Here is a 24,873-nt window from a genome sequence, read left to right on the forward strand (position 1 = left end):
GACGCGCCACGGCCGTCAGTGCCGGTCGGTCCGGCCCCGGGCGTAGCGCCGCGTCCGTTCGTATCCGAGGAGCTGGCCCTCGGCGTCGAGAGCGACGTGGTACGACGCCATCACGCTCATCGTGTCGGGGACCTTCTCCACTTCGAGGACTTCCACGTCGGCCGACCAGCCGTCGTCGGACGCCTTCACCGCCGATACGGAGTGCGGTTCGCATCTCAGAAGTTCCGCCAGCTGGGCGGAGGCCCGGCTCATGGCCGTGGCGATGTCGATGCGTTTTCCGGATGCCTTGCCTTGTTCGTCGTCAGTCGCGTCCATGTTCCCGCCTGTGTGCCTCGCAGTTCGGCTGCACTCCGTCGCCCTGCACGGCGACTGACATTCGCGCGCGCCCGGCACTTCCGAACGTATGCGTGACTCATTCGGGACGGGCCGGATCGGGGACCTCTCCGGCCAGGAAACGCGGACTCGGCGGGATGCCGTCATCGCGGTGCGCACGCTGGGCACAACCCGCGATAGGTGACGTCGGCCGTGTCGACCGTGAAGCCGAACCGCTCCTCCGCCGGGAGAGCCGCCAGCGGGTCGCCGGTCGGGTGGACATCGCGGATGGTGCCGCACCCGGAGCAGACCAGGTGCTGGTGGGCCCGGTGCGCGTTGGGGTCGTAACGCCTGGCGCGCCCGTCGGTGGAGACCTCCACGACCTCGCCGAGCGCGACCAGTTCCCCCAGGGCGTTGTAGACGGTCGCCCTGGAGATCTCCGGCAGCCGCCTGACCGCGCGGGCGTGGACCTCGTCGGCGGTCAGGTGGACGTGGTCGCCGTCGAGTACCTCGGCGACGACACGCCGCTGGGAGGTCATCCGCCAGCCACGCCCTCGGAGTCGCTCAAGCAGCCCGCTCATATCGGTTCACCTATTCACATTTGGCGGGTATGCCCGATTTGACGGGCGCTCATCCCCGCATCCGGCTTCCAAAGGGGGAAGGCTTGGTTCGCTTCTTGACTTGGATTCTGTCCATTGTAGGATCGGCTACGGCAATAGCCAAGGGACAGGAAGAAGACCGTGGCCACCACGAGGTCGGGGCGATCGCTTCCGGGACGCGTGCTCGCGTGGGCCACCTCTCCACCGTGGTCTGTCCTGCGGCTGTTGCACCGCCCGCTGTTCCTGAGCAGTGCGATCCGCCCCGTCCGGAAGGATTTCCATGTCTGAGAACCACGACGCAATCGTCACCGACGCGAAAACGGAGGGCGAGGGCGGCTGCCCCGTCGCGCACGGGCGGGCACCGCACCCGACCCAGGGCGGAGGGAACCGCCAGTGGTGGCCGGAGCGGCTCAATCTGAAGATCCTTGCCAAGAACCCCGCCGTCGCCAACCCCCTCGGTGAGGACTTCGACTACGCCGAGGCGTTCAACACCCTCGACCTCCCGGCCGTGAAGCGGGACATCGCGGACGTGCTGACGACGTCGCAGGACTGGTGGCCCGCCGACTTCGGCCACTACGGCCCGCTCATGGTCCGGATGGCGTGGCACAGCGCGGGCACGTACCGCATCAGCGACGGCCGCGGCGGCGCCGGGGCCGGGCAGCAGCGCTTCGCGCCCCTCAACAGCTGGCCGGACAACGGCAACCTCGACAAGGCCCGCCGTCTGCTGTGGCCGGTCAAGAAGAAGTACGGCAAGAACATCTCGTGGGCCGACCTGATGATCCTCACCGGGAACGTCGCCCTGGAGTCGATGGGCTTCGAGACCTTCGGCTTCGCCGGTGGCCGCGCCGACGTGTGGGAGCCCGACGAGGACGTGTACTGGGGCCCGGAGACCACCTGGCTCGGCGACGAGCGCTACACCGGCGACCGCGAGCTGGAGAGCCCTCTCGGCGCCGTCCAGATGGGTCTCATCTACGTCAACCCGGAAGGCCCCAACGGCAATCCGGACCCGCTGGCCTCGGCCCGCGACATCCGTGAGACGTTCCGCCGGATGGCGATGAACGACGAGGAGACCGTCGCCCTCATCGCCGGTGGTCACACCTTCGGCAAGACGCACGGCGCCGGACCGGCGGAGAGCGTCGGCGCCGACCCCGAGGCCGCCCCGATCGAGGACCAGGGCTTCGGCTGGCGCAACTCCCACGGCACGGGCAAGGGCGGTGACACGATCACCAGCGGTCTCGAGGGCATCTGGACGAACACGCCCACCACCTGGGACAACAGCTTCTTCGAGATCCTCTTCGGTTACGAGTGGGAGCTCTACAAGAGTCCTGCCGGCGCCCACCAGTGGCGGCCGAAGGACGGCGCGGGCGCGGGTACGGTACCCGACGCGCACGACCCCTCCAAGCGTCACGTCCCGACGATGCTGACCACGGACCTCGCCCTCCGCGTCGACCCGGCGTACGAGCAGATCTCGCGGCGCTTCTTCGAGAACCCGGACCAGTTCGCGGACGCGTTCGCACGGGCGTGGTTCAAGCTGACCCACCGCGACATGGGCCCGGTCGTGCGCTACCTCGGCCCGGAGGTCCCCAGCGAGACGCTGGTGTGGCAGGACCCGCTGCCCGCGGTGGCCCACGAGCTGGTCGGTGCGCAGGAGATAGCCTCCCTCAAGAGCGAGATCCTCGCCTCCGGTCTGACGGTGTCCCAGCTCGTCTCGACGGCCTGGGCGTCCGCCTCGTCCTTCCGCGGCAGTGACAAGCGCGGCGGCGCCAACGGTGCGCGCATCCGTCTTCAGCCGCAGAGCGGCTGGGAGGTCAACAACCCCGACGAGCTGGCAACGGTGCTGCGCACCCTGGAGGGCGTCCGCGAGTCGTTCAACAGCGCGCGGACCGGCGGCAAGCGGATCTCCCTCGCCGACCTGATCGTGCTCGCCGGCGCCGCCGGGGTCGAACAGGCTGCCAAGGAGGCCGGGTTCGACATCGAGGTCCCCTTCACGCCGGGCCGCGTGGACGCGTCCCAGGAGCAGACCGACGTCGAGTCGTTCGCCGCGCTCGAACCGGCCGCCGACGGGTTCCGCAACTACCTCGGCAAGGGCAACCGCCTGCCCGCGGAGTACCTGCTGATCGACAGGGCGAACCTGCTCAACCTGAGCGCTCCCGAGCTGACCGTCCTCGTCGGTGGACTCCGGGTCCTGGGCGCGAACCACGCGGGCTCGTCGCTGGGCGTGCTCACCACGACTCCCGGGCGCCTGACCAACGACTTCTTCGTCAACCTGCTCGACCTGGGGACGGAGTGGAAGGCGACGTCAGAGGACGCGAACACGTTCGAGGCACGGGACTCCGCCACCGGCGAGGTCCGGTGGACCGGCAGCCGCGCCGACCTGGTGTTCGGATCGAACTCCGAGCTGCGCGCGGTCGCGGAGGTCTACGCGTGCGATGACGCCAAGGAGAAGTTCGCGCGGGACTTCGTGGCGGCGTGGGACAAGGTCATGAACCTGGACCGGTTCGACCTCAACTGACCGACCGTGGCGCCCGGGTCGGCCTCGCGGCCGGCCCGGGCGTTCGGCTGTCCGGAACACGGAATCGGCCTCGCCCACCCGGTGACGGGGCGTCAGGGGATCGGCTCAGCCACGGGGAAGCCCCCGGCCGCCCGCCCGCAGGGGCGCCGGCCCGGTGCTGGCCCGCACGATCAGCTCCACGGGGATGACCGCACGGACGCCGTCGGGTGCCCGGCGCCCCGCCTCGTGCAGCGCCCGCAGAAGACCGAGCGCCATGTGGTCGTTGGACGCGAACACGGCGGTGGCGTCGGGTTCGCGGGCCGGCTGCCGACCGAGGGCGTATCCGGAACTCCAGTCGCCGACGAGAGGCTCGGGCACGCACGCCTCCCGCAACGGGCGCACTCGTGCGGTTGCGGCTCGGCGCCCCGCACATGAGGAGCCCCGCTCGCGGGCCCGTCGAGCGCCTGGTTCATCGCGAGCGGCGAGCAGGCGGGCCGATCTGACGGAGGAGCGGTACCGGCTTCCGCGCGGCACTCCCCCACCTCATCTCTGCCGCGGCGCCGCAACCCCCTCGGACGGCCACTCGCGCCCAAAACGCTGCGCCAACTGGTGCTTGCACCACGGCGAGTTGCTCTGCGAGACCTTCCTCGGGGCACGCCCGGTCGGCGCGGGTCGGCCGCCGAGATCCCGGGAAGCGATCGGCACCGGGTGGTCAGCTGCGGGCCACCGACGCCTGGTGGCGTAACGTATCAGTTCACACACACAGCGTGACAGCCGTGGCCCGTACGCCCGTTGCACACGGCCGTTGGGTCACATCTGCCGAGTATTTCCGTACGCCTTCGCAAACAGACCCGCACGAGGACGAGTTGAGCGGCCGGACCGGTCCCCAGTGGCGCCCGTACGGGTGCTGGATGTACATGACGGTAAACACCGGGCGTTCAACATGGGTAGCATCCGGCAGCAATCCCCCTATACAAGGAGTGTGGACCACCGTGGCCGACAGGCTGGAAGACACCGACCCGCAGAGCGTGCAGCGCACGTATGCCGAGCGTTTCGCCGCAGACCTCGCGGCCAACCGCTCGGAGCAGGGCGAAATCACCGCGCAGCTCGCGAAGTTGCAGACGCGGTTGGAGCAGCTGCAGAAGGACGAGGGCTGGCTGTCGGGCATGCAGGGCTCGCTGCCGACCAGCGCCCCCCTGACCGAGACGGCTCAGGACGCCAAGGCCGTCCCGCAGCCGCGTTCGGCCAAGGGCGCCCGAGCGAAGTCGGCACAGCCGAAGGCCGGGGTGTCGAAGGCCGCGCAGCCGAAGGCCGCCGCGTCCAAGACCGCCCCGTCCAAGGCCGCACCGTCCAAGGCCGCACCGAAGACCGCGTCCTCCGTGACCGAGCAGCCGAAGGCCGCCGCCAGGAAGCCCGCCGCCGGCGACAGGACCACCTCGCGCAGGACGGCCACGAAGACCGACGCCGCAGACGCGGTCGCGGTGAAGTCCCCGGAGACCGCCGGCTCGAAGAACACCGAGACCCCGCTGCACCAGCTCCTTCGTGAGTTCCTGCCCGCCGGGGAACCGCGTCTGGTGCGCGAGGTGCACGCGGATCTGGAGAAGGCGCACCCCGACCGCAAGACGTCCGCCCAGGTGGTGCGCAACAGCCTGGAGACACTGGTCAAGCGGGGTGTCATCAGCAAGGAGATCCAGAAGGGATCGGCCATGTACACAGCGCCCAAGCCGGCCCCGGGCTCCGAGGCGCCCGACAAGGCGGCTGACACTGCCGCAGCCGCAGCCGTGCCCTCGGAAGCCTGACCCCCGAAGGACACAACCGCCGCCGCGCCGCCGGCGCACACCCTGGCCGCTCCCCGGTGCACCCCGACCGGGCGGCGCAAAGGGCGGCGCGGAGGGCGGCGTGGTTCGGCCGTCAGTGCGGCAGGTCGACCGACAGCTGCGGGGCCAGGGACCGCAGGAAGTCCTCGGCGTCGAACATGGCACCGGCCGATGCGACCCCCGCCGTACGCGTGCGTCCGGCCATCATGCGGTGGACGGCCTCCACCGCCAGGGGCGCGGTGATCGCGTAGATGTCCTGGCCGTGAGCCGTGGCACGACGTTCGACACCCCCGGCGCGGACCCGCACGTCGACGACGAACATCTGGTCCGACCGTCCCTGCTCGTCGACCGCCTCCGGTACCGGTGTCTCCTGCGCGGCCAGGTCCCTCGCAGCCTCGACAGCCATGTGGGTGCGGACCTCGGACACGGCCAAGTGGCTCGGGATGGTGACGACATCGGCCATGGTGAACTCGGAGACCACCCTGCGCCGGCCCAGCGGCTCCGGGAAGAGCCAGTCCCGCTCCGACACCTCGTCGTCGTGGTACCGCAGCGCACCGTCCGCGAAGCGCACCCGACGCCCCGCCCGGCGCTCGTGGGACACCCGGCCGGCCACCCTCGTCCCCGCCGTGGGACGCCAGCTCGTCAATCCGTAGGCGATGTCGGCCATTTCACCCGCCATCCACTCCCCCATGGCCGCGGTCACCAGCAGATCACCCAGACCTCCGTAGAAGGCCATCGCCGGCACCACGGGCACGGCCGCCTTCCGGGCCGCTTCCGCGTAGTCGGCGAACATCGCCGCGTTCGCCTCGATCTCCGCCGCGACATCGACGTACGGGATACCCGCGCGCAGAGCCGCCTCGACGACCGGCCCGGCCGTCACCGCGAAGGGTCCCGCGCAGTTGATGACGGCCGCCGCGCCGTGAAGGGCCCGGTCGAGGGAGCCGGGGTCGTCCGCGGCGGCCGGGCGCACGGCCGCATCCGGCCACTGGACCGCCAGTTCCGCCAGCCGGGCCGCGTTGCGCCCGGAGAGGACGGTGGCGATGCCTCGCCGGTGGAGCTCGGCGACGACGAAGCGACCCGTGTGACCCGTCGCACCGTAAACCACCACTGCAGCCTCCGAGCTCATCGCCGTTCCCCGTTCTCGTCGTCGTGATGAGTGAAGTCTCTGCTCAGCCGGTGCCGGAGCGTGATGGTCCGGAAGGACAGCACCCGTACACTTTCGGACATGGCAACTGTCGCGCTGCTGACCGCCGGTCATCTGCTGCACTTCGAGCTGGCGGTGGCCTACGAGATCTTCGGCAACCCGCCTCGTGAGGCCGCGGGCGGCTGGTACGACGTGTTGCTCTGCGGGCCGGGACCGGTGCGGGTGGGCCCGTTCGTGGTGGAGCCCGACCACGGGCTTGAGCGCGCGGTGGGCGCCGACACGGTGATCGTGCCCGCGTGCGCCGACATCGACGATCCGCCACCGGACGAGTTGATCGAAGCCGTGCGCGCGGCTCACGCGTCCGGGGCGCGGGTGGCGTCCCTGTGCACAGGAGCCTTCGTGCTCGGCGCCGCGGGTCTGCTCGACGGGCGGCGGGCGACCACTCACTGGGCCCACGCCGCGGAGTTGAGTGCCCGCTGTCCACGGGCCGTCGTCGACCCGGACGTGCTCTACACGGACAACGGCAGCGTGCTCACGGCGGCGGGCAAAGCCGCCGCCGTCGACCTCTGCCTCCACCTGGTGCACCTCGACCACGGCGCCGCCATCGCCAACTCCGTCGCCCGCCGGCTCGTCATGGCGCCCCATCGTCCGGGCGGGCAGGCCCAGTTCGTGGCCACGCCCGTCCAGGTGAGCGGAGAGCACATGCTCACCAGCCTGCTGGCCTGGGTACAGCAACGGCTCGACCAGCCGCTCACGGTGACCGACATGGCGCGGAAGGCGAACACGAGCCCGCGCAACCTCGGGCGGCAGTTCCGGTCGGTGATCGGGCAGTCGCCGATCGAGTGGCTCCTGATCCAGCGCGTACGCCGCGCGCAGGAGTTGCTGGAGGCCACGGACAAGAGCGTCGAGGCGGTTGCCGCCGCTACCGGTATGGGCACCGCCACGACGCTCCGGCGGCAGTTCAAACGGATCGTCGGGGTCCCGCCCGACACCTACCGGCGCTCGTTCCGCGCCGCAGGGCCCGCCTGACCGGTGCGGGCCCTCGCGGTCCCCGAGAAATGCGCGGCGCTCTGGTGGTTCGGCATGCGGGACCACTGCGTCGTGGGAGACGGTGAGCACAGCCCCGTGCCGGAGGCCGCGCTTCGCGTGCCCTTCGGCTCCCTCGGGGTGATCCGTTCCACCAGGTGCTCCGGCACCACTGAGGAGATGCTCCATGAACTGGACCCTTGAGGTCATCCCGGTCCCCGTCACCGATATGGACCGCGCGAAGGAGTTCTACGCGGACAAGGCCGGCTTCACCGTGGACCTCGACGACGAGGTGGCGCCGGGGATGCGCGTCATCCAGCTGACCCCGCCCGGCTCACGCTGCTCCATCGCGATGCTCGCGGGCATGCCCGCGGCTCCCGGCATGAAGGAGATGACACCCGGCACGCTGCAGGGACTCCAGCTGTGTGTCACGGACATCGAGGCGGCCCGCGCTGAGCTGGTGGGCCGAGGCGTCGACGTCTCCCCCGTACGCCATGTCGGCGCCACGGGCTGGGAGGACGGCAAGGGCGAGACGTGGAACTCGTTCATGTCCTTCGAGGACCCGGACGGCAACGGCTGGGTCGTCCAGGAAGCCCCGTCGGAGCTCTCGGAGCGCTGAGCCGGCCGGGCCCTGCCGGCACCCGGGCCCGCCCGTACGGCCGTACGGCCGTACGGCAGGATCGGGGGATGCTGATCACTCATGAAGGCCGTTCTCCGGCGGTCCACCCCACCGCCTATGTCGCTCCGACCGCCACCCTGTGCGGTGACGTGAGGGTGGGGCCGGGATGCCGCGTGCTCTTCGGGGCCGTTCTCACCGCCGAGGGCGGGCCGGTGGAGGTGGGTGAGGGCAGCATCGTCATGGAGAACGCGGTCCTGCGCGGCACCCGGCGCGATCCGCTGGTACTCGGGCGGCACGTCCTGGTGGGACCCACCTCCTGTCTGACCGGCTGCCGGGTCGAGGACGAGGTGTTCCTCGCCACCGGCAGCCGGGTGTTCAACGGAGCCCGGATCGGGACCAGGGCCGAAGTACGGATCAACGGCGTCGTGCACCTGCGCACCGTCCTGCCCGCCGATGCCATGGTCCCGATCGGCTGGGTCGCGGTCGGTGATCCGGCGCGGATCCTCCCGCCGGACGACCACGCCGGGATCTGGGAGGTGCAGAAGGACCTGGACTTCCCCGGCTACGTGTTCGGGCTGGAGCGCCCGGGCGACGGCGAGAGCCTGATGCCGGCGATCTCCGAACGCTTCGGCCGTGCTCTCGGGCGCCATGGCGACGACAGGCAGATCTGAGACCACCGCCGCCTCCTCATGCGTAAAGTGGGTAAAATCACCCAAAGGGCCCATTGACCCTCCGTTCGCGCTTCCGCCCGCATCGAGGAGGAAAGCCGCTCATGGATCCGTGGCTGATCTGGCTGATCGTCGCGGCGGTACTGGCCGTGGCGGAGATCGTCACGCTCACCGCCGCGCTCGGCATGCTGGGCGGGGCGGCGCTGGTCACGGCGGTGTTCGCAGCGGCCGGGCTGCCGCTGCCCCCGCAGTTCGTCGTGTTCACGATCGCCGCCGCAGCCGGACTGCTGTTCCTGCGTCCCGTCGCGCTGCGCCGTCTCGTCAAGCCCCAGACGGAGCGATTCGGCGTCGACGCGCTGATCGGCAGCACCGCCCAGGTGCTCTCCGAGGTGACGGGCCGGGGCGGCAGGGTCCGCATCGGTGGCGAGGAATGGACGGCCCGCGCCTATGACGAGACGCTGGTCATTCCCCGGGCACGACCGTCGACGTCATAGAGATAAGCGGTGCCACCGCGCTCGTCTACCCCCGGGAGTGAATCGTGGAAGTCTCGGCTCTCCTCATCGCCTGCCTGATCGTCGCGGTCATCGCGGTCTTCACCGTGCTGCGGGCCGTCCGCATCGTGCCCCAGGCACGCGCGCGCAACGTCGAGCGACTCGGCCGCTACCACCGCACCCTGCAACCCGGCCTCAACCTCGTCGTCCCCTACATCGACCGTGTCCATCCACCCATCGACCTGCGGGAACAGGTCGTCTCCTTCCGGCCCCAGCCGGTCATCACCGAGGACAACCTCGTCGTCGAGATCGACACCGTCATCTACTTCCAGGTCACCGACCCGCGGGCCGCCGCCTACGAGATCGCCAACTTCCTCCAGGCGGTCGAGCAACTGACCGTCACCACGCTGCGCAACGTCGTCGGATCGATGGACCTGGAGCAGACCCTCACCTCGCGCGACACCATCAACAGCCAGCTCCGCGGCGTACTCGACGAGGCCACCGGCAAGTGGGGGCTCAGGGTCAACCGGGTCGAGATCAAAGCCATCGACCCGCCACAGTCGATCAAGGACGCGATGGAGAAGCAGATGCGGGCCGAGCGGGACAAGCGGGCCGCGATCCTCGGTGCCGAGGGACAGCGCCAGGCCCAGATCCTCACGGCCGAGGGCGACAAGCAGTCGGCCGTGCTGCGGGCCGAGGGCAATCGCACCGCCGAGATCCTCAAGGCCGAGGGACAGTCGCGCGCCATCGACGAGGTATTCCAGGCCGTGCACCGCAACGATCCCGATCCCAAGCTGCTCGCCTACCAGTACCTCCAGACACTTCCCCAGCTCGCACAGGGGCAGGGCAGCACCTTCTGGGTCATCCCGAGTGAGGTCACCTCCGCACTCCAGGGCGTTTCCCGGGCGTTCGGTGAGGCCCTGCCGCCGTCACCGGCCACCCGGGAGCAGACGCCCGACAGCCAGGCCGGGTACGACACGGCCGACGACACGGCCCGGGCGGCCGAGGCCGCGGCGCAGGCCCTCGCCGACGCGGCGAAGGCCGACGGCGTCACCTCCGGCACCCTGCCCCTGACGGACCCCCGCTGACCTCGCCCGGTCGGCGGTGGCCCTCACGGCCCGCAGCCGTCCGTCGCGCATCCGCCGGCACCGCCCGTACCGAAATCCTCGCGGGGCGGCGTCGGGCGCGCCCGGGAAGCCGGAACGCCCTCGCGCGGACACAGTGGACTGGACGACGGACGTGAACCGAGGCGGAGGCGCCATGGAAGGCAAGGACACCGGCACCGGACTGCGCTGCCTGGTGACGGGGGCGACCGGGTACATCGGTGGCCGGCTCGTTCCCGAGCTGCTGAAGGCGGGACACGGGGTGCGTTGTCTGGCACGTGCCCCGGAGAGGCTGCGGGACCACCCGTGGGCCGGCCGGGCGGAGGTCGTCAAGGGAGACGTCACGGACGCGCGGTCCCTGCGCGCCGCCCTGCGGGACATCGATGTCGCCTACTACCTGGTGCACGCGCTGGGCACAGGCCCCGGCTTCGAGGAGACGGACCGCGAGGCCGCCCGCACCTTCGGGCGGGAGGCCCTGGCCGCGGGTGTCCGTCGCATCGTCTATCTGGGCGGACTCACTCCTTCGGACGTCCCCGAGTCGGAACTGTCGCCGCATCTGCGCTCCAGGGCCGAGGTGGGACGCATCCTCCTCGGCTCGGGCGTGCCGACGACAGCGCTGCGCGCCGCCGTGATCATCGGGTCCGGGTCCGCGTCCTTCGAGATGCTGCGCTATCTCACCGAGCGGCTGCCCGTCATGGTGACGCCCAGCTGGGTGTCGACGAGGATTCAGCCGATCGCCGTCCGCGACGTACTGCGCTACCTGGTGGGCAGCGCGCTCATGCCGGACCAGGTGAACCGCGCCTTCGACATCGGCGGCCCCGACGTCATCACCTACCGCGTCATGATGCAGGCGTACGCGCGGGTCGCGGGGTTGCCGCACCGGCTGATCGTGCCGGTGCCCATACTGACTCCGGGGCTCTCCAGTCACTGGATCGGGCTGGTCACTCCCGTCCCCCGCTCGATCGCCCGCCCGCTCGCGGAGTCGTTGCGCCACGAGGTGGTGTGCCAGGAACACGACATCGCCCAGTACGTCCCGGACGGGCCGGGGCAGCCCTTCCCGTTCACCCTCGCTCTCGGTCTCGCCCTCCAGCGGGTCCGCGAGGCCAAGGTGACGACCCGCTGGTCCTCGGCCTCCACCCCCGGCATCCCCAGCGATCCGCTGCCCACGGACCCCGACTGGGCGGGCGGGAGCCTCTACAGCGATGTGCGGGAGCGCGATGTCGATGCCCCGCCCGAGGCGCTGTGGCGTGTGATCGAGGGCATCGGCGGTGACCACGGCTGGTACTCCCTCCCGCCGGCCTGGGCCGTGCGGGGCTGGCTCGACCGGCTGATCGGCGGGGTGGGGCTGCGCCGCGGCAGGCGCGACGCCGAGCGGCTGAGGGTGGGGGACTCGCTGGACTTCTGGCGGGTCGAGGAGATCGAACCGGGGCGTCTGCTGCGGCTGCGCGCCGAGATGCGTCTGCCCGGTCTGGCCTGGCTGGAGATGTACTGCGAGAAGGGCGCCGACGGCAGGTCCCGCTACCGCCAGCGGGCGGTGTTCCACCCGCGCGGGCTGCTCGGCCACTTGTACTGGTGGAGTGTGTCGCCCTTCCACGCCGTCGTGTTCGGCGGCATGGCCCGCAACATCGCGCTCGCCGCCACCAAACGCACGACACCCGACCGGGTGAAGTTCCCGGCATTCGACTGAGTTCCGCAACCGGGGCGTGCGGCGGGACGGAAGGTGTCAGCGTTCCGCTTCGACTCCTGCCAGAGGTAGCGCCATGACCGTCGCAGTCGTCCTGTTCACCTCCAACCTGCGGCTGCACGACAATCCGCCCCTCCACGCCGCTCTGGCCGCGGCGGACGAGGTGCTGCCGCTGTTCGTCCTGGACGAACACATCACGGACGCGGGCTTCCGCGTGCCCAACCGTCGCGCCTTCCTCGCCGACTGTCTCGCCGGCCTCGACGCCGGCCTCCGTGACCGCGGCGGACGACTCGTCATCCGCTCCGGCCGGCCGGCCGAGGAGGTGTGCCGCCTCGCCACCGAGGCGGGGGCCCGGGATGTGTACGTGGCCGCGGGCGTCACCGCGTACGCGCACCGGCGCGAGGAAGCACTCCGCACCGCCCTGGAGGCGCAGGGGTGCCGACTGCACGTCCATGACGCCGTGATCACCGCCGTAGCGCCGGGCTCGGTGACACCCGGGAGCTCGGGTTCCGATCACTTCGCGGTCTTCACGCCGTACTTCCGGCGGTGGTCCGAACAGCCCCTGCGGGAGCTGTTCGCCGCCCCCCGCGCGCTGCGGGTGCCGGAAGGCCCCGGCTCCGAGCCCGTCCCTTCGCGTATGGCGGTGGCTGGTGTGTCCGAGGGGCTGGCGCGGGGCGGCGAGAGTGCGGCCCGTGAGCGCTTCGCCGCGTGGTACGGCGACGGGATCGCGGGGTACGGGGACCGCCACGACGACCTGGCGGGTGACGCCACCTCACGGCTCTCCCCCGATCTGCACTTCGGCACCCTCTCCCCCGTCGAGCTGGTGCACCGGGCCCGCGCGACGGGCGGGCCGGGCGCCGACGCCTTCGTACGGCAGTTGTGCTGGCGGGACTTCCACCACCAGGTCCTGGCCGCGCGCCCGGCGGCAGCGCACACCGACTACCGGTCCCGGCACGACCGGTGGCGCACCGAACGGTCGGCGGCCGACGACATCGCCGCGTGGCAGGAGGGCAGGACCGGTTATCCGGTGGTGGACGCCGCCATGCGCCAGCTGCGCCACGAGGGCTGGATGCACAACCGCGGGCGCCTGCTCACGGCGAGCTTCCTGGCCAAGACCCTGTACGTCGACTGGCGGATCGGCGCCCGGCACTTCCTCGGCCTGCTGGTGGACGGCGACATCGCCAACAACCAGCTCAACTGGCAGTGGGTCGCGGGGACGGGCACGGACAGCCGGCCCAACCGGGTGCTCAACCCCGTGCTCCAGGGCAGGCGGTACGACCCCGAGGGCACGTACGTACGCCGCTGGGTGCCGGAGCTGAGCGGCATCGAGGGCGGCGCCGTGCACGAACCGTGGAAGCTGTCCGGGCCGGCGCGGGACCGGTGCGCCTACCCGGAGCCCGTCGTGGGGCTGGCGGAAGGGCTGGCCAGGTTCAAGGAGGCGCGCGACCTGGCCTGAGGTTGCCGGAACCGCCGACCCGTACCCGGAATCCACCGTGCGTACCGCTTCCCTTTCGTACGAGTCCGGCCGTGGTGTTGTCCTCGGCGGCGCACGACGGCCGGCCGCCGGGGACCTAGCGTCTCGGGGACCACCCCAGAGGCGAGGAGCGGCACGTGAACTGGCTCATCCATGACTACCGTGAGGACGATCTGGCGGCGGTCGTCCATCTCATCGACACGACGGCTGGCCTCGGCCAGGAGTCCGTCTTCTCGCTCGCCGAGTGCATCAGCGCGCTGACATCGCGTCAGCCCGCGGTGGTGGCCGTGCACCGCGGGCGGCCCATCGGTGCGGCTCTCGCGCATGTGTCGGGCGGCCGGGCCTGGGTGATGCGGATCGCCATCGAACCGGCCTGGCGCGGCCGGGGCCTGGCCAGTGCGCTGCTCGTCGAGCTCGAACGCCGGCTGATCGAGGCGCGGGTGCGCCGCATCGCCTATGTGCTGGCGGAGGAGGAGCTGCTGGGTGAAGGGCTGCGGAAGGCCGGATACACCCGGCGGCCGGCGGTCGCCTACTTCGAGAAGGCCGAACCGGCCACGGGCACCCCGGCCGATCTGCTGGAGGAACTGGGCGGGCGGGTGCTGTCCGGCGACCTGTGGGACAGGGTGGCGGGCATGGAGGCGGAGAAGAGCCTCATCGAACGCCGTGTCGTCATGCCGCTGGCCGAGCCCGAGCGTGCGGCCAGGCACGGGGTCGTCCCGCCCCGCGCCATCACCCTGTTCGGCCCGCCGGGGACGGGTAAGACGACCTTCGCCCGGGCCATCGCCTCCCGCCTGGGCTGGCCGTTCGTCGAACTGCTGCCGTCCCGCCTCGCGGACGAGGGCAATCTCGCCGCAGCGCTGCGTACGGCCTTCGCCCGGATCGCCGAGCTGGATCGGGTCCTGGTCTTCATCGACGAGGTCGAGGAGATAGCGCCCGTACGCGGAGAGCGCCCGGAGCCGGGTATGCACGGGGTCACCAACGAACTCCTCAAGCTCATCCCCGGCTTCCGCGAGCGGGACGAGCGGCTGCTGGTGTGCGCGACCAACTCCATCCGCTCGCTGGACCCGGCCTTCCTGCGGCCGGGGCGCTTCGACTACCTGGTGCCGATCGGCACCCCGGACGAGGTGGCGCGGGCCGCGATCTGGTCGCGCCATTCGGCACGGCGTGACGACGTCGACGTGGACGCGCTGGTCGCGGCGAGCGAGCTGTTCACCCCGGCCGACATCGAGCACGCGGCCCGGACCGCCGCCCAGGCCGCCTTCGAACGCGACGGCGCCGAGGCCGGTGCGGACACCGACGACTACCTCACCGCTCTCGGACAGTGCCGGCCGACCGTCACCCCCGCGGTCGTCGCCGAGTTCACCGCGGACATCACGACGCACGCCCGAACCTGAACGACTCCCTGCAATTCGGACTTTTACCCATTAATGCGCCTTCAGCTCTCATAGATTTCTCATTACCCGAACTCTGGCAGTCGCCCTTTCGCGCAAACCACCCTTTTCGGACTCAGTGGCCAGCGTCACGTTTGGGTCCCGGGATCTCCCGGCCCCCTCCCCGCATCCCTTGCGCCGGAAGAGAGTTGACTCGGCGGTCCGGGGGAATTCGGCGGCGATCACGTTCATCGATCTTGCTAATGAATGGTGATCAGGAATTCAGGGCTTGTCCCATTCGGCATTTCTCGCCTACGGTCACCCTCAATCCGGATGGAACGCCGAATCCTGCCGCCGTCCGGGAACCCAGACCACTCACGCCCGGCAGGAGCGGGGGACCCAGGTAAGTCGCCGATCCGTCATGCGGAACGGCTCGGGGTTAAGTCGCACACACCTGCGACCAGGCACCTCCAGCCTGAACCCGACAGCTCACCTCGTAGGCGCCGGAGAGGAATCAGCCATGCCCACGATGGGTAAGCACCGCCGTCCCAAGTCCAACCCGCTGACCCGGGGTCTCGTCGCCGTCACCGCGGGCGGAGCCGTACTCGCTCTTCCTGTGGTCGGTGCCACCACCGCTTCCGCCGCACCGGCACAGTCGGTCGCGGCCGGAAAGGCAGCCGCACCCGCCAAAGCGATTGGCGCCAAGGAGGCCGGGGCCACCAGATATTCCGTGGTCAAGGGGGATTCCCTCCACAAGATCGCCAAGGCGCATTCCCTGGCCGGCGGCTGGCAGAAGCTGTACAAGGACAACAAGAAGGCCGTGGGCGACAATCCGGAGCTCATTCGCCCGGGTCTTGAGCTGACCATCGGCGCCAAGGCCGACCGGACCGCCGCCGAGGACCGCGCCGACCGTTCCGAGCGGTCGAGCACCCTGGCCGCGCAGACCGCCGCTCCCGCCGCTCCCGCCGCACAGCCCGCGACGTACTCCAACGACCTCGACGGCTGGATCAGGGAGTCGCTGGCCGTCATGGCCGAGCACGGCATCCCCGGCACTTACGAGGGCATCCACCGCAACATCATGCGCGAGTCCTCGGGCAACCCGCGGGCCATCAACAACTGGGACTCGAACGCCGCGGCCGGCACCCCGTCCAAGGGCCTCCTCCAGGTCATCGCCCCGACGTTCCAGGCGTACCACGTGCCCGGCACGTCGACGGACAGCTTCGACCCGGTCGCCAACATCACCGCGGCGTGCAACTACGCCGCGGACCGGTACGGCTCCATCGACAACGTCTTCGGCGCCTACTGACACATCGGCGCCTGCCGCCGTTCGACTGCCGGGTGGTGAGGGTCCTACGGACCCCCGCCGCCCGGCGGTTCCGTATCCGGGTACGCCGTGGAAGACTCGCGCCCATGCCCGAACTCCAGCTCCTGCGGCACGACCACGCCGCCGCCCTGCTCGCCTTCGAGCAGGAGAACCGCGCCTACTTCGCCGCCTCCGTCCCGGACCGCGGCGACGCGTACTTCGCACAGTTCGAGGCGCGGCACAGCGCCCTGCTCACCGAGCAGGGCGCCGGGCTGTGCTACTTCCACGTACTGGTGGGCGAGGGGGGCGAGGTGCTGGGCAGGGTGAACCTGGTGGACGTGGCGGACGGGGCCGCCGACCTCGGGTACCGGATCGCCGAGAAGGCCGCGGGCCGGGGCCTGGCCACCACCGCGGTCGGCCGGATATGCGTCCTGGCGGCCACGGAGTACGAGCTGACCACGCTGCGGGCCGCGACCACGACGGACAACGCGGGGTCCCGGGCCGTACTGGCCCGCACCGGCTTCGTACGCACCGGCGAGACCGAACTCGACGGCCGGCCGGGTCTCGCCTACCGGCGGCGGCTGGACGCGGTCGTGCCGCTCCCCTGATCCGAGGGTCAGGGGAGCGGCACGGGTCGCCGCCGGGCGGAAACCACGCCGCCTGTCGGATCAGTCGCGGTCGGTCTCCTCGCGGACGATCGTGCCACTGGCCGCGTCCACCTCGAACTCGGTCTTGTTCCAGTCCGCGCTGACGAGGTCGACGGCCCAGACGAGGGTGTTGTCGTCGTTGGTGTCCAGGCCCATCGAGGTGACCTTCCCCTTCTTCTTGTCCGTGGCGACCTTCGCCGCCTGCTCGGGCGTCTGCTTCGCCTTGGTGATCCAGTCGGCCATCTCGCGCTTGTCTTCCGCGTCCTGGCCGGTGTCGGCGGACTCCTCGATCACCGTGCCGGAGACCGCGTCGATACGGACGGTGTGGGCAGTTCCATCGGTCTCGACGACCTCGGCGACCCAGTGCGGTCCGGTGCCGCTGCCACTCGGGCTGGGGCTGCCACTGGGAGAGGCGGTGCCGTTGGGGCTCGCCGTGCCGGCCGGGCTGCCGCTCGGGCTCGCGGAACCGCCCGGGCTCGCGCTTCCGGTCGGCGAGGCGCTCGCGTCGGTGCGCCGGTCGGTGTCGTCGTCAAGGCCCTCCAGGTCGAGCTCGACCAGCTTGCTCCCCGGCACGGCCCCGACCGCGGCCGTGGCCGCCTTGTCGAAAGTGATCTTGGTGGTTTCGAGGAGCTTCTTGCGCTCGGCCTGGTCCTCGCTCAGCTGCGTCCCCGGGGACGGGCTGCCGGACGGGGAGGTCGTCTGCTCCGGGATGACCTTGGCGGCCTCCGAAGTAGCCGCCCCTGTCTGGTCGCCACCGTCCTGCCCGCAGCCCGCGACCAGGGCGGAGGCGACGACGGCGCACAACGCTCCGGCGGCGATACGGAGACGGCGGGAGCGCGCGGAGACAGTGGTTGTTCGTCGGAATTCAAGGCTCATACACGCATGACTAGCCCTCGAACCTGCCGGTCATGTTGTCCTGCGGGACAGGTCACCCGATCGACCCCTCACCTCCGCCCGTTGGCGGTCATCCGCCCCCGGGCGCGCCGCGGCCGGGGGTGCGGAACAATGGGGACACAGCCAACGGACACCGGCTCCCGCCGGAGTCCGGTCGGGAGGCCCCTCATGGATTACCCGGAGCGCTACGAGCTGATCTTCCAGACCAGCGGGGCGGCGGACGACACGGTCGTCGTCCGGATGACCGACCGGTCGGGGGCGGGCGGATACCCGGTGTACGAGGACGAGACCGGAATCGTCCGCGCCGAGATCAGCGACCGCGGCGAGGTACGCATGCTGGCCAGCGGCGGCCATCAGGCACCGCGCATCCCCCTGCTCGTACGGCCGCTGAGCGACAGCGCCCCGGGCGGCCACTGAGCGACCCATGGCAGGGCACCGCGACGCGTCGCGGTGCCCTGCCATGGGCTGCGGCATCCGACGCACGGAGCCCGTTCATGCCCGTCCTTTGACCGAATCTGTTTACATTCCACTTCCTCGACCGTAATCTGGACACGAAACCACAGAGTCGGGCATGGAACGGATAAGAAACCACATGTACGCACCGGAGCGGCAGCAGGAGATTCTGCGCCTCGCCCAGGAAAGCGGCCGCGTCGACGTGCTCTCCCTGGCGGAGGAGTTCCAGGTCACCGCCGAGACCGTACGGCGCGATCTCAAGGCCCTCGACCGGGCCGGTCTCCTGCGCCGGGTGCACGGCGGCGCGATTCCGGCAGGGCGCCTCGGCTTCGAGCCCGATCTCGCCGAGCGGGACACGGTGGCCGCGGACGAGAAGGACCGCATCGCCGCCACGGCCCTGGGCGAGCTGCCCGTGGACGGCAACGTGATCATCGACGCCGGCACCACGACGGCCCGGCTCGCAGCGTCCCTCCCGCTCGACTCGGCCCTCACCGTGGTGACGCACGCACTGCCCGTGGCCGCCCGCCTGGCCGACCATCCCGGGATAGCGCTGCACCTCGTCGGCGGCCGGGTCCGCCACCGTACGCGGGCAGCCGTGGACGCCTGGGCGCTCAGCGCCTACGCGGAGATCAACGCCGATGTCGTCCTGCTCGCCACCAACGGGTTCTCCGCCGAGGGCGGCCTGACCACTCCCGACCTGGCGGAGGCCGCCGTCAAACGCGCGATGATCTCTGCCGCCCGCCGGGTGGTGCTCCTCGCCGACTCGGGAAAGTTCGGCCAGGAGCACTTCGCCCGCTTCGGCGACCTCTCCCACGTCGACCTGCTCATCACCGACACGGGGCTCAGCCCCGAGGACGCCCTGGCCATCGAGAGCCGGGGCACGGAAGTGGTACGCGCATGATCCTCACCGTCACTCCCAACCCGAGTCTCGACCGCACCTACGAACTGCGGGACCTCACCCGCGGCGCGGTCCTGCGTGCCACCGGGGACCGGGTGGACCCCGGTGGCAAGGGCGTCAACGTCTCCCGCGCGGTGGCGGCGGCGGGCCATCGGACGGTAGCGGTCGCACCCCTCGGCGGACCGGAGGGCGCCCTGCTCGCCCGGCTGCTCGGTGAGCATGGGATCGAGGCAGCCGGTGTGCCGATCGCGGGGAGCACCCGGGTCAACATCACACTCGTGGAACCGGACGGCACGCTCACCAAGGTCAACGCGACCGGGCCCGAGATCACGGAGTCCGAGGCCGAGGCCCTGCTGGAGACGGTGAGGACCCGCTCGTCGGACACGGACTGGATCGCCTGCTGCGGCAGCCTGCCGCGGGGCCTGCCGACCGAGTGGTACGCCGAGCTGGTGGCACGCAGCCACCGGGCCGGTGCGCGGATCGCGCTCGACACCTCGGGCCCCGCGCTGCTGGCCGCGCTGCGCGAGCGGCCCGATGTGATCAAGCCGAACGCCGAGGAGCTCTCCGAGGCGGTCGGACGGCCCCTGGCGACGGTCGGTGACGCGGTCGAGGCCGCGGAGGAGCTGCGCGGGCGCGGGGCACAGGCCGTACTGGCCAGTCTCGGAGCAGACGGACAACTGCTGGTGGACGGCTCGGGGACGTACTTCGGCAGCGCCCGCGTGGGAACCGTCCGCAGCAACGTCGGCGCCGGTGACGCCTCGCTCGCCGGCTTCCTGGCCGCCGGGGGCGCCGGCCGGTCCGCGCTGACGGCCGCAGTAGCCCACGGCGCGGCGGCGGTCCAGCTCCCCGGCAGCGTGATGCCCACACCTGCCGACATCGATCCGGCATCGGTCGTCACGACCGAGGACGTCCCCCTGGACCGGGCACTGAGGGAACCCGCGCCATGACGTCCGCACCACCGAGAAGCAGCAGCCACAGAGCCCCCGTCCCCCAGGCCGCCGCCCCGGCGGTCCATGAGCAAGGAGCACCGCGATGAGTGAGCTGATCACCGCGGACCTGGTCGACCTCGATCTGTCCGCCGAGACGAAGAACGCCGCAGCGAGGTCGCTCGCCGAGCGGATGACCGCCGCCGGGCGCGTCACCGACCTCGAAGGCTTCCTCGCCGACGTGGCCGCTCGTGAGGCGCAGATGCCGACCGGTCTGGACGGCGGCATCGGTATCCCGCACTGCCGCAGCGCGCACGTCACCGAGCCGACTCTGGCGTTCGGGCGCGCCGCCCAGGGCATCGACTTCGGTGCGCCGGACGGTCCCGCCGATCTGGTCTTTCTCATAGCGGCGCCCGCCGGAGCCGACGACGACCACCTCACCATCCTGTCGAGCCTGGCGCGACGGCTGATGGACCCGGCCTTCACCTCCGCACTGCGCGCGGCGGCTGATCCGGCCCGCGCCGCGGCCCTGATCCGCGGCGACGCGCCGCCCACCGCGCCCGAGGAGCCCGCTCGGGGAGCGTCGGCGCGGGAGGCGTCGGCCCCGGAGACGTCGGCGCGGGAGGCCGAGGCCACGCCCGCACCCTTCCGGATCGTCGCCGTCACCTCATGCCCCACGGGTATCGCCCACACGTACATGGCAGCCGAGTCCCTGGAGGCGGCAGCCCGTACCGCGGGGGTCTCCCTCAGCGTGGAGACCCAGGGCTCGGCGGGGTTCGAGCGGCTCGACCCGTCCGTCATCGCCGCCGCCGACGCGGTGATCTGGGCGCACGACGTCGACGTACGCGAGAAGGCGCGGTTCGGCGGCAAGCCGCTCGTCGACGTCGGGGTGAAGGCGGGCATCAACCGGCCCGGCGAACTGATCGCCGAGGCACGGCGCAAGGCCGCACGGGGCGAGTCCGTCGGTGTGCCGGGCGACGGCGGTCCGGAGCCGGGCGCGGACGGGTCCGGCTCGGCGCGTTTCGGTGTCCGACTGCGTACGTACCTGATGTCGGGCGTCAGTTACATGGTGCCGTTCGTCGCGGCGGGCGGACTCCTGATCGCGCTGTCGTTCGCCATCGGCGGCTACGAGATCGCCGGCGCCAGGTCCGTCGCCGAACACTTCGTGTGGGGCGAGGCCGACAGCTGGGCCGCTCTCCTCAACCAGATCGGCGGCGCCGCCTTCGGCTTCCTGGTCCCGGTGCTGGCGGGATACATCGCGTACGGCATGGCGGACCGTCCCGCGCTGGTCCCCGGATTCGTCGGCGGCGCCATCGCGCTGACGATCGACGCCGGATTCCTGGGCGGCCTCGCCGCCGGTCTGCTGGCCGGCGCGGTGGTGATGGCGATCCAGCGGGTCAAGGTCCACCCCACGCTGCGCGGCATCATGCCGGTGCTGGTGATCCCGCTGATCTCCTCTGCGGTGGTCGGCTTCCTCATGTTCGTCGTCGTCGGCAAGCCGATCGCCTCGCTCCAGAAGGCACTCACCGACGGGCTCGGCGGGCTCTCCGGATCGAACGCGGTCATCCTCGGCATGGTGCTCGGCCTGATGATGTGTTTCGACATGGGCGGCCCGCTCAACAAGGTCGCCTACGCCTTCGCGGTCGGCGGACTCGCCGACCCGACGACCGGCAGCCTCAAGGTGATGGCGGCGGTCATGGCCGCCGGGATGGTACCGCCGCTGGCGATGGCTCTGGCCACCACCGTGCGCGCCAGGCTGTTCACGAGGACCGAGCGCGAGAACGGCCGTGCGGCCTGGGTGCTGGGCGCGTCGTTCATCAGTGAGGGCGCCATCCCGTTCGCGGCGGCGGACCCACTGCGGGTGATTCCGTCCGTGATGGCGGGCGGCGCGGTCACCGGCGCCCTGTCGATGGCCTTCGGCTGCACCCTGCGGGCGCCGCACGGCGGCATCTTCGTCATCCCGCTGATCGGCGGGCCCTTCCTCTACCTGGTGGCGATCGCCGCGGGTACGGCGGTGGCGACCGCACTGGTCGTCGTCCTCAAGGGCACACGCAGGACCCCCCGGACCCCGGCGACAGCGGCCGACACGTCGAAGGTTGCCGCCGCCGCCTGAGCGCTGAGGTCCGCGCCCTGACCGGTGCGGTCCGACCCCCGCGATCCCCGGTCGTCGCGTCTGTGCCCCGGCCGTCCGAGGCCGGGGCACAGACGCGACTCAGCGGCCGAAGGCGTCGGGGAGTGTGTCCCAGCGGGTCGCCGGCCAGGCGACCACCACGGCGCGTCCGACCACCTCGTCGACCGGCACCATGCCGCTGTAGCGATCGTCCTGGTGGTAGCGGGAGTCCCCGGAAGCCTGGCGGTGATCCCCCATCACCCAGAGCCGGTCCTCGGGAACCGTGACCTTGAACTGGCCCGCGTCGTCAATGCTGCACGCGGTGTCGCCCGGGAAGACGTACGGCTCGACGAGCGGCTTCCCGTTCACCTTCACAGGACCGTCGCCCTTGCACTCCACGGTGTCCCCCGCGACGCCGATGACCCTCTTGATGAGGTCCTTCTCCTCGGCTGACGGCATCACTCCGACGAAGCCGAGCACCTTCTGGAAGGTGTTGGGGGTCTCGGCGGGCACACCACTCAGCCAGTCGGACGGATCATGGAAGACGATCACTTCGCCACGCTCGGGCTCGGAACCGAACCACGGAGTCAGTTTGTCGACAAGGACCCGGTCACCCTTCTGGAGCGTGTTCTGCATGGAGTCCGAGGGAATGGAGAACGCCTGGAGCAGAAAGGTCTTGATGAACAGCGCCAGCAGCAGGGCGATGCCGATGAGGAGGGGGAGTTCCTTCCACAGAGGGCGCTGCTTCCGCGTCTTCGATTGTTGTGCGCCCGTCAGCACCATCAAGCCGCTCCTCGCCCCGTGTTCGCCGCTGCCCCCGCGCGGGAACGGCTCCGGCTCACTCTAGGCCGGTGGGGTCACCCGGTGGGCCGTGGATCGGGAACCGTCGCGCCGCCGCCGGCCCGTACCGCCTCGACGACCGACTGGTGGAACGCCCTGCTCGCCTCTTCGGAGGGGCAGCGCACGGGGCTGCCGACGAGGGAGAACCAGTCGGAGGCCCCGCTGAACTGCACGGCCACTTCGGCTTCTCCGTCGGCCCAGGTCGTGTGGACGGTGAGATTCCCGCTCACGATCCCCGCCTCCTGGGTGCGGACTCCGCCGGTCCCCGCGAAGACATTGCTGGTCGTCCACGATGCCCAGCTCATACGCGACGCCTTTCCGGACAGTGCCGAACCTGTCAAGCGGACCTCTCCGAGTATGACACCGCCGTTCGGAGTACGCACCGGCGTGCAACTGACCATGGAGCCGAGGGACGCTGGGCCCGGCCCGCACCGGCGTACGGAATGCGTCATCTGCGTTCCAGGACTCCCCGTACGAAGGCGGCCTGGCCCGCGTGCTGGAGATCGTCGGTGAGGACGCTGACCAGCCGGACGCCGAGGGTGACGGGCGGGGACCAGTTCTCGTCCACGACGCGTTCCAGCGCCCTGCCGTCCAGGCCGCGGACGAATGCGACGCTCCGCTCATGCACGGCGTCGTAGTAGTCGAGGAGCAGTTCGGCCGATTCCACCCGTACCTCAGCGACCTGGTCACTGCTGTGGCCGTAACCGGTCGCCTCGTCGGCGAACGGCAGGCCGAAGCGGGAGGCCCAGCCCTGGGACAGCCACACCTGCTCGGCACCGGCAGCGTCGGCGACATGGTCGTCCTGGACGCGCGTGAGGTGCCAGACGAGCCAGGAGATCGAGTTGGCCCCTTCGTCGAGCCGTGCGTTGAGGTCTTCGGGCCGCAGGCCGTCGACCGCCGTGTGTACCGCTTCTCTGATGCGCTCGAACGCGTCGGCCAGGACGCCAGCTGTGTTCATACGAACACCTTGGCCGGTGGTGCCCGGCGCCCGGGCTCCGACACGCGGCGCCTGTCAGACGAGCAGCGCCAGCAGGTGCGCGCAGGCGGACTCCTCGTCCGGGTGCCGGGCCAGGACTTCGTACGTGCCGCGCTCGAAGGCCCCGGTCTCCCACACATCGCCGGAGCCCCGCCGCAGGAACAGGAAGTCGGTGGGCGGGGGGACCGGTTCGTGTACGCCTTCGATGCGGTAGTAGCCGTCCGGGACGCCCGCCACCCGCAGCGCGGCCCGCAGGTGGGGGCGGTCCACGGTCCTAGACTCCGGCGGGCTTCAGATAGCCGTGCTCCAGAAGCCACTTCACGTTGAGCCGCTGCCCCTCGCCGGGGTCGAGGAAGGCGGGGTCGAGCTTGATCTGCTGACCGCCGCCGGGCTGTTCGAACCACGGCGCGATGCCGCCCTGCCAGACCCAGAAGGACTTGGTGACCTTGTAGACCCGGTAGTCGCAGGCGACTGCCGCGTCACGGGTGTTGAGGTTCTGCGGGGGCAGCGCGCGCTCGGCGTACGCGTCACCGGCGGGGGCGAGATAGCTGCCGTACTCCGAGCCGAAGCGGTCGAGCCGCTGGCCTGGACGGAGTTCGGAGGGCGCCTTGTCGAGCTCGCCGTTGACCTCAGCGAATCCGTCGTTCGGCGGGTACTTCCAGCTGCCGGAGTCCGCCGGCCCTTCCCAGTACTTCTTGAGGAAGTCGGCGGGCGACAGGCCGCCCGTACGCTGGTAGCCGTTGAGCAGCGGACCGACCGGGGCCAGCTTCTTCTTCGGCAGCCACTGGGGCCCGAGTCGCGCGTCGCCCTGGAACTCCCCGGTGCACGGCTCGTGCCGGGGCGCGGCGGCCGGCGCCTTGTTCTCGTGGGGCGCCGCGGCGCTCGCGGCGGGTGCGGTGAGCAGCCCGGCGGTGATGCCGAGCGTGGCGAGTACGGTGCTCATACGGTTCATTGGCAAGGACACCTCGGAGTTCGATGATCCATCGAGCGGCTGACGCAGGGTAACGCCCTGCTAGCCCTCGGTGCCC

25 protein-coding genes, 1 pseudogene and 1 riboswitch are annotated in these 24,873 nt (G+C 71.0%); of the genes and pseudogenes, 16 read left to right on the forward strand and 10 right to left on the reverse strand.

All coding sequences use genetic code 11. The features are described 5' to 3' along the window. Positions 1-15: 15 nt before the first annotated feature. Both Sfulv_RS00945 and Sfulv_RS00950 read right to left on the reverse strand, forming a co-directional pair. On the reverse strand, positions 16-315 hold the full coding sequence (locus Sfulv_RS00945) for a gas vesicle protein GvpO (RefSeq protein ID WP_173310357.1): 300 nt from the start codon (positions 313-315) through the stop codon (positions 16-18). Between the two features lie 161 nt (positions 316-476). Further along, complete coding sequence (locus Sfulv_RS00950) at positions 477-893, reverse strand: Fur family transcriptional regulator (RefSeq protein ID WP_173310359.1); 417 nt, start codon at positions 891-893, stop codon at positions 477-479. Positions 894-1,191: 298 nt separating this feature from the next. On the opposite strand from Sfulv_RS00950, the gene katG reads away from it, so the two are divergent. Next, positions 1,192-3,423 carry a catalase/peroxidase HPI gene (gene katG / locus Sfulv_RS00955; protein ID WP_173310361.1) on the forward strand — a complete coding sequence of 744 codons (2,232 nt, stop codon included), beginning with the start codon at positions 1,192-1,194 and terminating at the stop codon, positions 3,421-3,423. Positions 3,424-3,528: 105 nt separating this feature from the next. Here katG and Sfulv_RS00960 read toward each other — a convergent pair whose 3' ends face one another. Next, positions 3,529-3,891, reverse strand: a complete 363-nt coding sequence (locus Sfulv_RS00960; protein ID WP_256669218.1) for a substrate-binding domain-containing protein — start codon at positions 3,889-3,891, stop codon at positions 3,529-3,531. Between the two features lie 503 nt (positions 3,892-4,394). On the opposite strand from Sfulv_RS00960, the gene Sfulv_RS00965 reads away from it, so the two are divergent. Then, positions 4,395-5,201: a hypothetical protein gene (locus Sfulv_RS00965; RefSeq protein WP_173310363.1), complete on the forward strand. Its 807-nt coding sequence runs from the start codon at positions 4,395-4,397 to the stop codon at positions 5,199-5,201. A 112-nt stretch (positions 5,202-5,313) separates the two neighbouring features. Here the strand turns inward: Sfulv_RS00965 and Sfulv_RS00970 are convergent, their stop codons facing one another. After that, a complete protein-coding gene (locus Sfulv_RS00970) occupies positions 5,314-6,345 on the reverse strand; it encodes a saccharopine dehydrogenase family protein (RefSeq protein ID WP_173310365.1) in 1,032 nt (343 codons plus the stop codon). A 99-nt stretch (positions 6,346-6,444) separates the two neighbouring features. Between Sfulv_RS00970 and Sfulv_RS00975 the strand changes: the two genes are divergently transcribed. The 10 genes and pseudogenes from Sfulv_RS00975 (at position 6,445) to Sfulv_RS01020 (ending at position 16,709) form a co-directional block, all read left to right on the forward strand. Next, positions 6,445-7,392, forward strand: coding sequence for a helix-turn-helix domain-containing protein (locus tag Sfulv_RS00975; RefSeq protein ID WP_173310366.1), 948 nt, complete (start codon positions 6,445-6,447; stop codon positions 7,390-7,392). Between the two features lie 184 nt (positions 7,393-7,576). Then, positions 7,577-8,008 (forward strand): VOC family protein, encoded by a 432-nt coding sequence (locus Sfulv_RS00980; RefSeq protein WP_173310368.1) that lies wholly within the window; start codon positions 7,577-7,579, stop codon positions 8,006-8,008. A 68-nt stretch (positions 8,009-8,076) separates the two neighbouring features. Next, positions 8,077-8,679: a gamma carbonic anhydrase family protein gene (locus Sfulv_RS00985; RefSeq protein WP_173310370.1), complete on the forward strand. Its 603-nt coding sequence runs from the start codon at positions 8,077-8,079 to the stop codon at positions 8,677-8,679. 101 nt (positions 8,680-8,780) lie between these two features. Further along, positions 8,781-9,211: pseudogene (locus Sfulv_RS00990) on the forward strand (NfeD family protein). 3 nt (positions 9,212-9,214) lie between these two features. Further along, a complete protein-coding gene (locus Sfulv_RS00995; RefSeq protein WP_173310372.1) occupies positions 9,215-10,255 on the forward strand; it encodes an SPFH domain-containing protein in 1,041 nt (346 codons plus the stop codon). A 172-nt stretch (positions 10,256-10,427) separates the two neighbouring features. Further along, complete coding sequence (locus Sfulv_RS01000) at positions 10,428-11,957, forward strand: SDR family oxidoreductase (protein WP_173310374.1); 1,530 nt, start codon at positions 10,428-10,430, stop codon at positions 11,955-11,957. A 73-nt stretch (positions 11,958-12,030) separates the two neighbouring features. Further along, positions 12,031-13,410 (forward strand): cryptochrome/photolyase family protein, encoded by a 1,380-nt coding sequence (locus Sfulv_RS01005; protein WP_173310376.1) that lies wholly within the window; start codon positions 12,031-12,033, stop codon positions 13,408-13,410. A gap of 155 nt (positions 13,411-13,565) precedes the next feature. Continuing rightward, positions 13,566-14,822 carry an ATP-binding protein gene (locus Sfulv_RS01010; RefSeq protein ID WP_173310378.1) on the forward strand — a complete coding sequence of 419 codons (1,257 nt, stop codon included), beginning with the start codon at positions 13,566-13,568 and terminating at the stop codon, positions 14,820-14,822. A 338-nt stretch (positions 14,823-15,160) separates the two neighbouring features. Continuing rightward, a riboswitch (cyclic di-AMP (ydaO/yuaA leader) is annotated at positions 15,161-15,316 on the forward strand. Positions 15,317-15,318: 2 nt separating this feature from the next. Continuing rightward, on the forward strand, positions 15,319-16,104 hold the full coding sequence (locus tag Sfulv_RS01015; protein ID WP_173310380.1) for a transglycosylase SLT domain-containing protein: 786 nt from the start codon (positions 15,319-15,321) through the stop codon (positions 16,102-16,104). A 104-nt stretch (positions 16,105-16,208) separates the two neighbouring features. Further along, positions 16,209-16,709: a GNAT family N-acetyltransferase gene (locus tag Sfulv_RS01020; protein WP_173310382.1), complete on the forward strand. Its 501-nt coding sequence runs from the start codon at positions 16,209-16,211 to the stop codon at positions 16,707-16,709. A gap of 60 nt (positions 16,710-16,769) precedes the next feature. Here Sfulv_RS01020 and Sfulv_RS01025 read toward each other — a convergent pair whose 3' ends face one another. Continuing rightward, positions 16,770-17,624 carry a PepSY domain-containing protein gene (locus tag Sfulv_RS01025; protein ID WP_173310385.1) on the reverse strand — a complete coding sequence of 285 codons (855 nt, stop codon included), beginning with the start codon at positions 17,622-17,624 and terminating at the stop codon, positions 16,770-16,772. Between the two features lie 186 nt (positions 17,625-17,810). On the opposite strand from Sfulv_RS01025, the gene Sfulv_RS01030 reads away from it, so the two are divergent. The 4 genes from Sfulv_RS01030 (at position 17,811) to Sfulv_RS01045 (ending at position 22,032) form a co-directional block, all read left to right on the forward strand. After that, complete coding sequence (locus Sfulv_RS01030) at positions 17,811-18,059, forward strand: DUF6296 family protein (RefSeq protein WP_173310387.1); 249 nt, start codon at positions 17,811-17,813, stop codon at positions 18,057-18,059. Positions 18,060-18,234: 175 nt separating this feature from the next. Continuing rightward, positions 18,235-18,996: a DeoR/GlpR family DNA-binding transcription regulator gene (locus Sfulv_RS01035; protein WP_173317491.1), complete on the forward strand. Its 762-nt coding sequence runs from the start codon at positions 18,235-18,237 to the stop codon at positions 18,994-18,996. Beyond that, positions 18,993-19,940, forward strand: coding sequence for a 1-phosphofructokinase (gene pfkB / locus Sfulv_RS01040; RefSeq protein WP_173310389.1), 948 nt, complete (start codon positions 18,993-18,995; stop codon positions 19,938-19,940). Before Sfulv_RS01035 ends, pfkB begins: the two co-directional genes overlap by 4 nt. Before the next feature lie 85 nt (positions 19,941-20,025). Then, positions 20,026-22,032 (forward strand): PTS fructose transporter subunit IIABC, encoded by a 2,007-nt coding sequence (locus Sfulv_RS01045; protein ID WP_173310390.1) that lies wholly within the window; start codon positions 20,026-20,028, stop codon positions 22,030-22,032. 99 nt (positions 22,033-22,131) lie between these two features. Here the strand turns inward: Sfulv_RS01045 and lepB are convergent, their stop codons facing one another. The 5 genes from lepB to Sfulv_RS01070 all read right to left on the reverse strand — a co-directional run bounded on the left by lepB (position 22,132) and on the right by Sfulv_RS01070 (position 24,797). After that, on the reverse strand, positions 22,132-22,812 hold the full coding sequence (lepB, locus tag Sfulv_RS01050) for a signal peptidase I (protein ID WP_173310392.1): 681 nt from the start codon (positions 22,810-22,812) through the stop codon (positions 22,132-22,134). Positions 22,813-22,886: 74 nt separating this feature from the next. After that, a complete protein-coding gene (locus Sfulv_RS01055) occupies positions 22,887-23,174 on the reverse strand; it encodes a hypothetical protein (RefSeq protein WP_173310394.1) in 288 nt (95 codons plus the stop codon). A 143-nt stretch (positions 23,175-23,317) separates the two neighbouring features. After that, positions 23,318-23,827: a mycothiol transferase gene (locus Sfulv_RS01060; protein ID WP_173310395.1), complete on the reverse strand. Its 510-nt coding sequence runs from the start codon at positions 23,825-23,827 to the stop codon at positions 23,318-23,320. A 54-nt stretch (positions 23,828-23,881) separates the two neighbouring features. Further along, the gene (locus Sfulv_RS01065) at positions 23,882-24,115 is read right to left on the reverse strand and encodes a hypothetical protein (RefSeq protein ID WP_173310397.1); all 234 of its coding nucleotides are present in this window, start codon (positions 24,113-24,115) and stop codon (positions 23,882-23,884) included. A 4-nt stretch (positions 24,116-24,119) separates the two neighbouring features. Continuing rightward, positions 24,120-24,797, reverse strand: coding sequence for a TNT domain-containing protein (locus Sfulv_RS01070; protein ID WP_173310399.1), 678 nt, complete (start codon positions 24,795-24,797; stop codon positions 24,120-24,122). Positions 24,798-24,873: the final 76 nt, after the last annotated feature.

Source organism: Streptomyces fulvorobeus, from assembly GCF_013167895.1.
Lineage (GTDB): Bacteria > Actinomycetota > Actinomycetes > Streptomycetales > Streptomycetaceae > Streptomyces > Streptomyces fulvorobeus.

What these genes read in the sequence shown, in the direction of transcription:
- Sfulv_RS01020 (WP_173310382.1), top strand. Translation starts at nt 16,209, where the DNA reads ATGCCCGAACTCCAGCTCCTGCGGCACGACCACGCCGCCGCCCTGCTC.
- Sfulv_RS00975 (WP_173310366.1), top strand. Translation starts at nt 6,445, where the DNA reads ATGGCAACTGTCGCGCTGCTGACCGCCGGTCATCTGCTGCACTTCGAG.
- pfkB (WP_173310389.1), top strand. Translation starts at nt 18,993, where the DNA reads ATGATCCTCACCGTCACTCCCAACCCGAGTCTCGACCGCACCTACGAA.
- Sfulv_RS00945 (WP_173310357.1), bottom strand. Translation starts at nt 315, where the DNA reads ATGGACGCGACTGACGACGAACAAGGCAAGGCATCCGGAAAACGCATC.
- Sfulv_RS01060 (WP_173310395.1), bottom strand. Translation starts at nt 23,827, where the DNA reads ATGAACACAGCTGGCGTCCTGGCCGACGCGTTCGAGCGCATCAGAGAA.
- Sfulv_RS00980 (WP_173310368.1), top strand. Translation starts at nt 7,577, where the DNA reads ATGAACTGGACCCTTGAGGTCATCCCGGTCCCCGTCACCGATATGGAC.
- Sfulv_RS01070 (WP_173310399.1), bottom strand. Translation starts at nt 24,797, where the DNA reads ATGAACCGTATGAGCACCGTACTCGCCACGCTCGGCATCACCGCCGGG.
- Sfulv_RS00970 (WP_173310365.1), bottom strand. Translation starts at nt 6,345, where the DNA reads ATGAGCTCGGAGGCTGCAGTGGTGGTTTACGGTGCGACGGGTCACACG.
- Sfulv_RS01025 (WP_173310385.1), bottom strand. Translation starts at nt 17,624, where the DNA reads ATGAGCCTTGAATTCCGACGAACAACCACTGTCTCCGCGCGCTCCCGC.
- Sfulv_RS01030 (WP_173310387.1), top strand. Translation starts at nt 17,811, where the DNA reads ATGGATTACCCGGAGCGCTACGAGCTGATCTTCCAGACCAGCGGGGCG.
- lepB (WP_173310392.1), bottom strand. Translation starts at nt 22,812, where the DNA reads ATGGTGCTGACGGGCGCACAACAATCGAAGACGCGGAAGCAGCGCCCT.
- Sfulv_RS01035 (WP_173317491.1), top strand. Translation starts at nt 18,235, where the DNA reads ATGTACGCACCGGAGCGGCAGCAGGAGATTCTGCGCCTCGCCCAGGAA.
- katG (WP_173310361.1), top strand. Translation starts at nt 1,192, where the DNA reads ATGTCTGAGAACCACGACGCAATCGTCACCGACGCGAAAACGGAGGGC.
- Sfulv_RS01005 (WP_173310376.1), top strand. Translation starts at nt 12,031, where the DNA reads ATGACCGTCGCAGTCGTCCTGTTCACCTCCAACCTGCGGCTGCACGAC.
- Sfulv_RS00985 (WP_173310370.1), top strand. Translation starts at nt 8,077, where the DNA reads ATGCTGATCACTCATGAAGGCCGTTCTCCGGCGGTCCACCCCACCGCC.
- Sfulv_RS00950 (WP_173310359.1), bottom strand. Translation starts at nt 893, where the DNA reads ATGAGCGGGCTGCTTGAGCGACTCCGAGGGCGTGGCTGGCGGATGACC.
- Sfulv_RS01015 (WP_173310380.1), top strand. Translation starts at nt 15,319, where the DNA reads ATGCCCACGATGGGTAAGCACCGCCGTCCCAAGTCCAACCCGCTGACC.
- Sfulv_RS01055 (WP_173310394.1), bottom strand. Translation starts at nt 23,174, where the DNA reads ATGAGCTGGGCATCGTGGACGACCAGCAATGTCTTCGCGGGGACCGGC.
- Sfulv_RS01000 (WP_173310374.1), top strand. Translation starts at nt 10,428, where the DNA reads ATGGAAGGCAAGGACACCGGCACCGGACTGCGCTGCCTGGTGACGGGG.
- Sfulv_RS01045 (WP_173310390.1), top strand. Translation starts at nt 20,026, where the DNA reads ATGAGTGAGCTGATCACCGCGGACCTGGTCGACCTCGATCTGTCCGCC.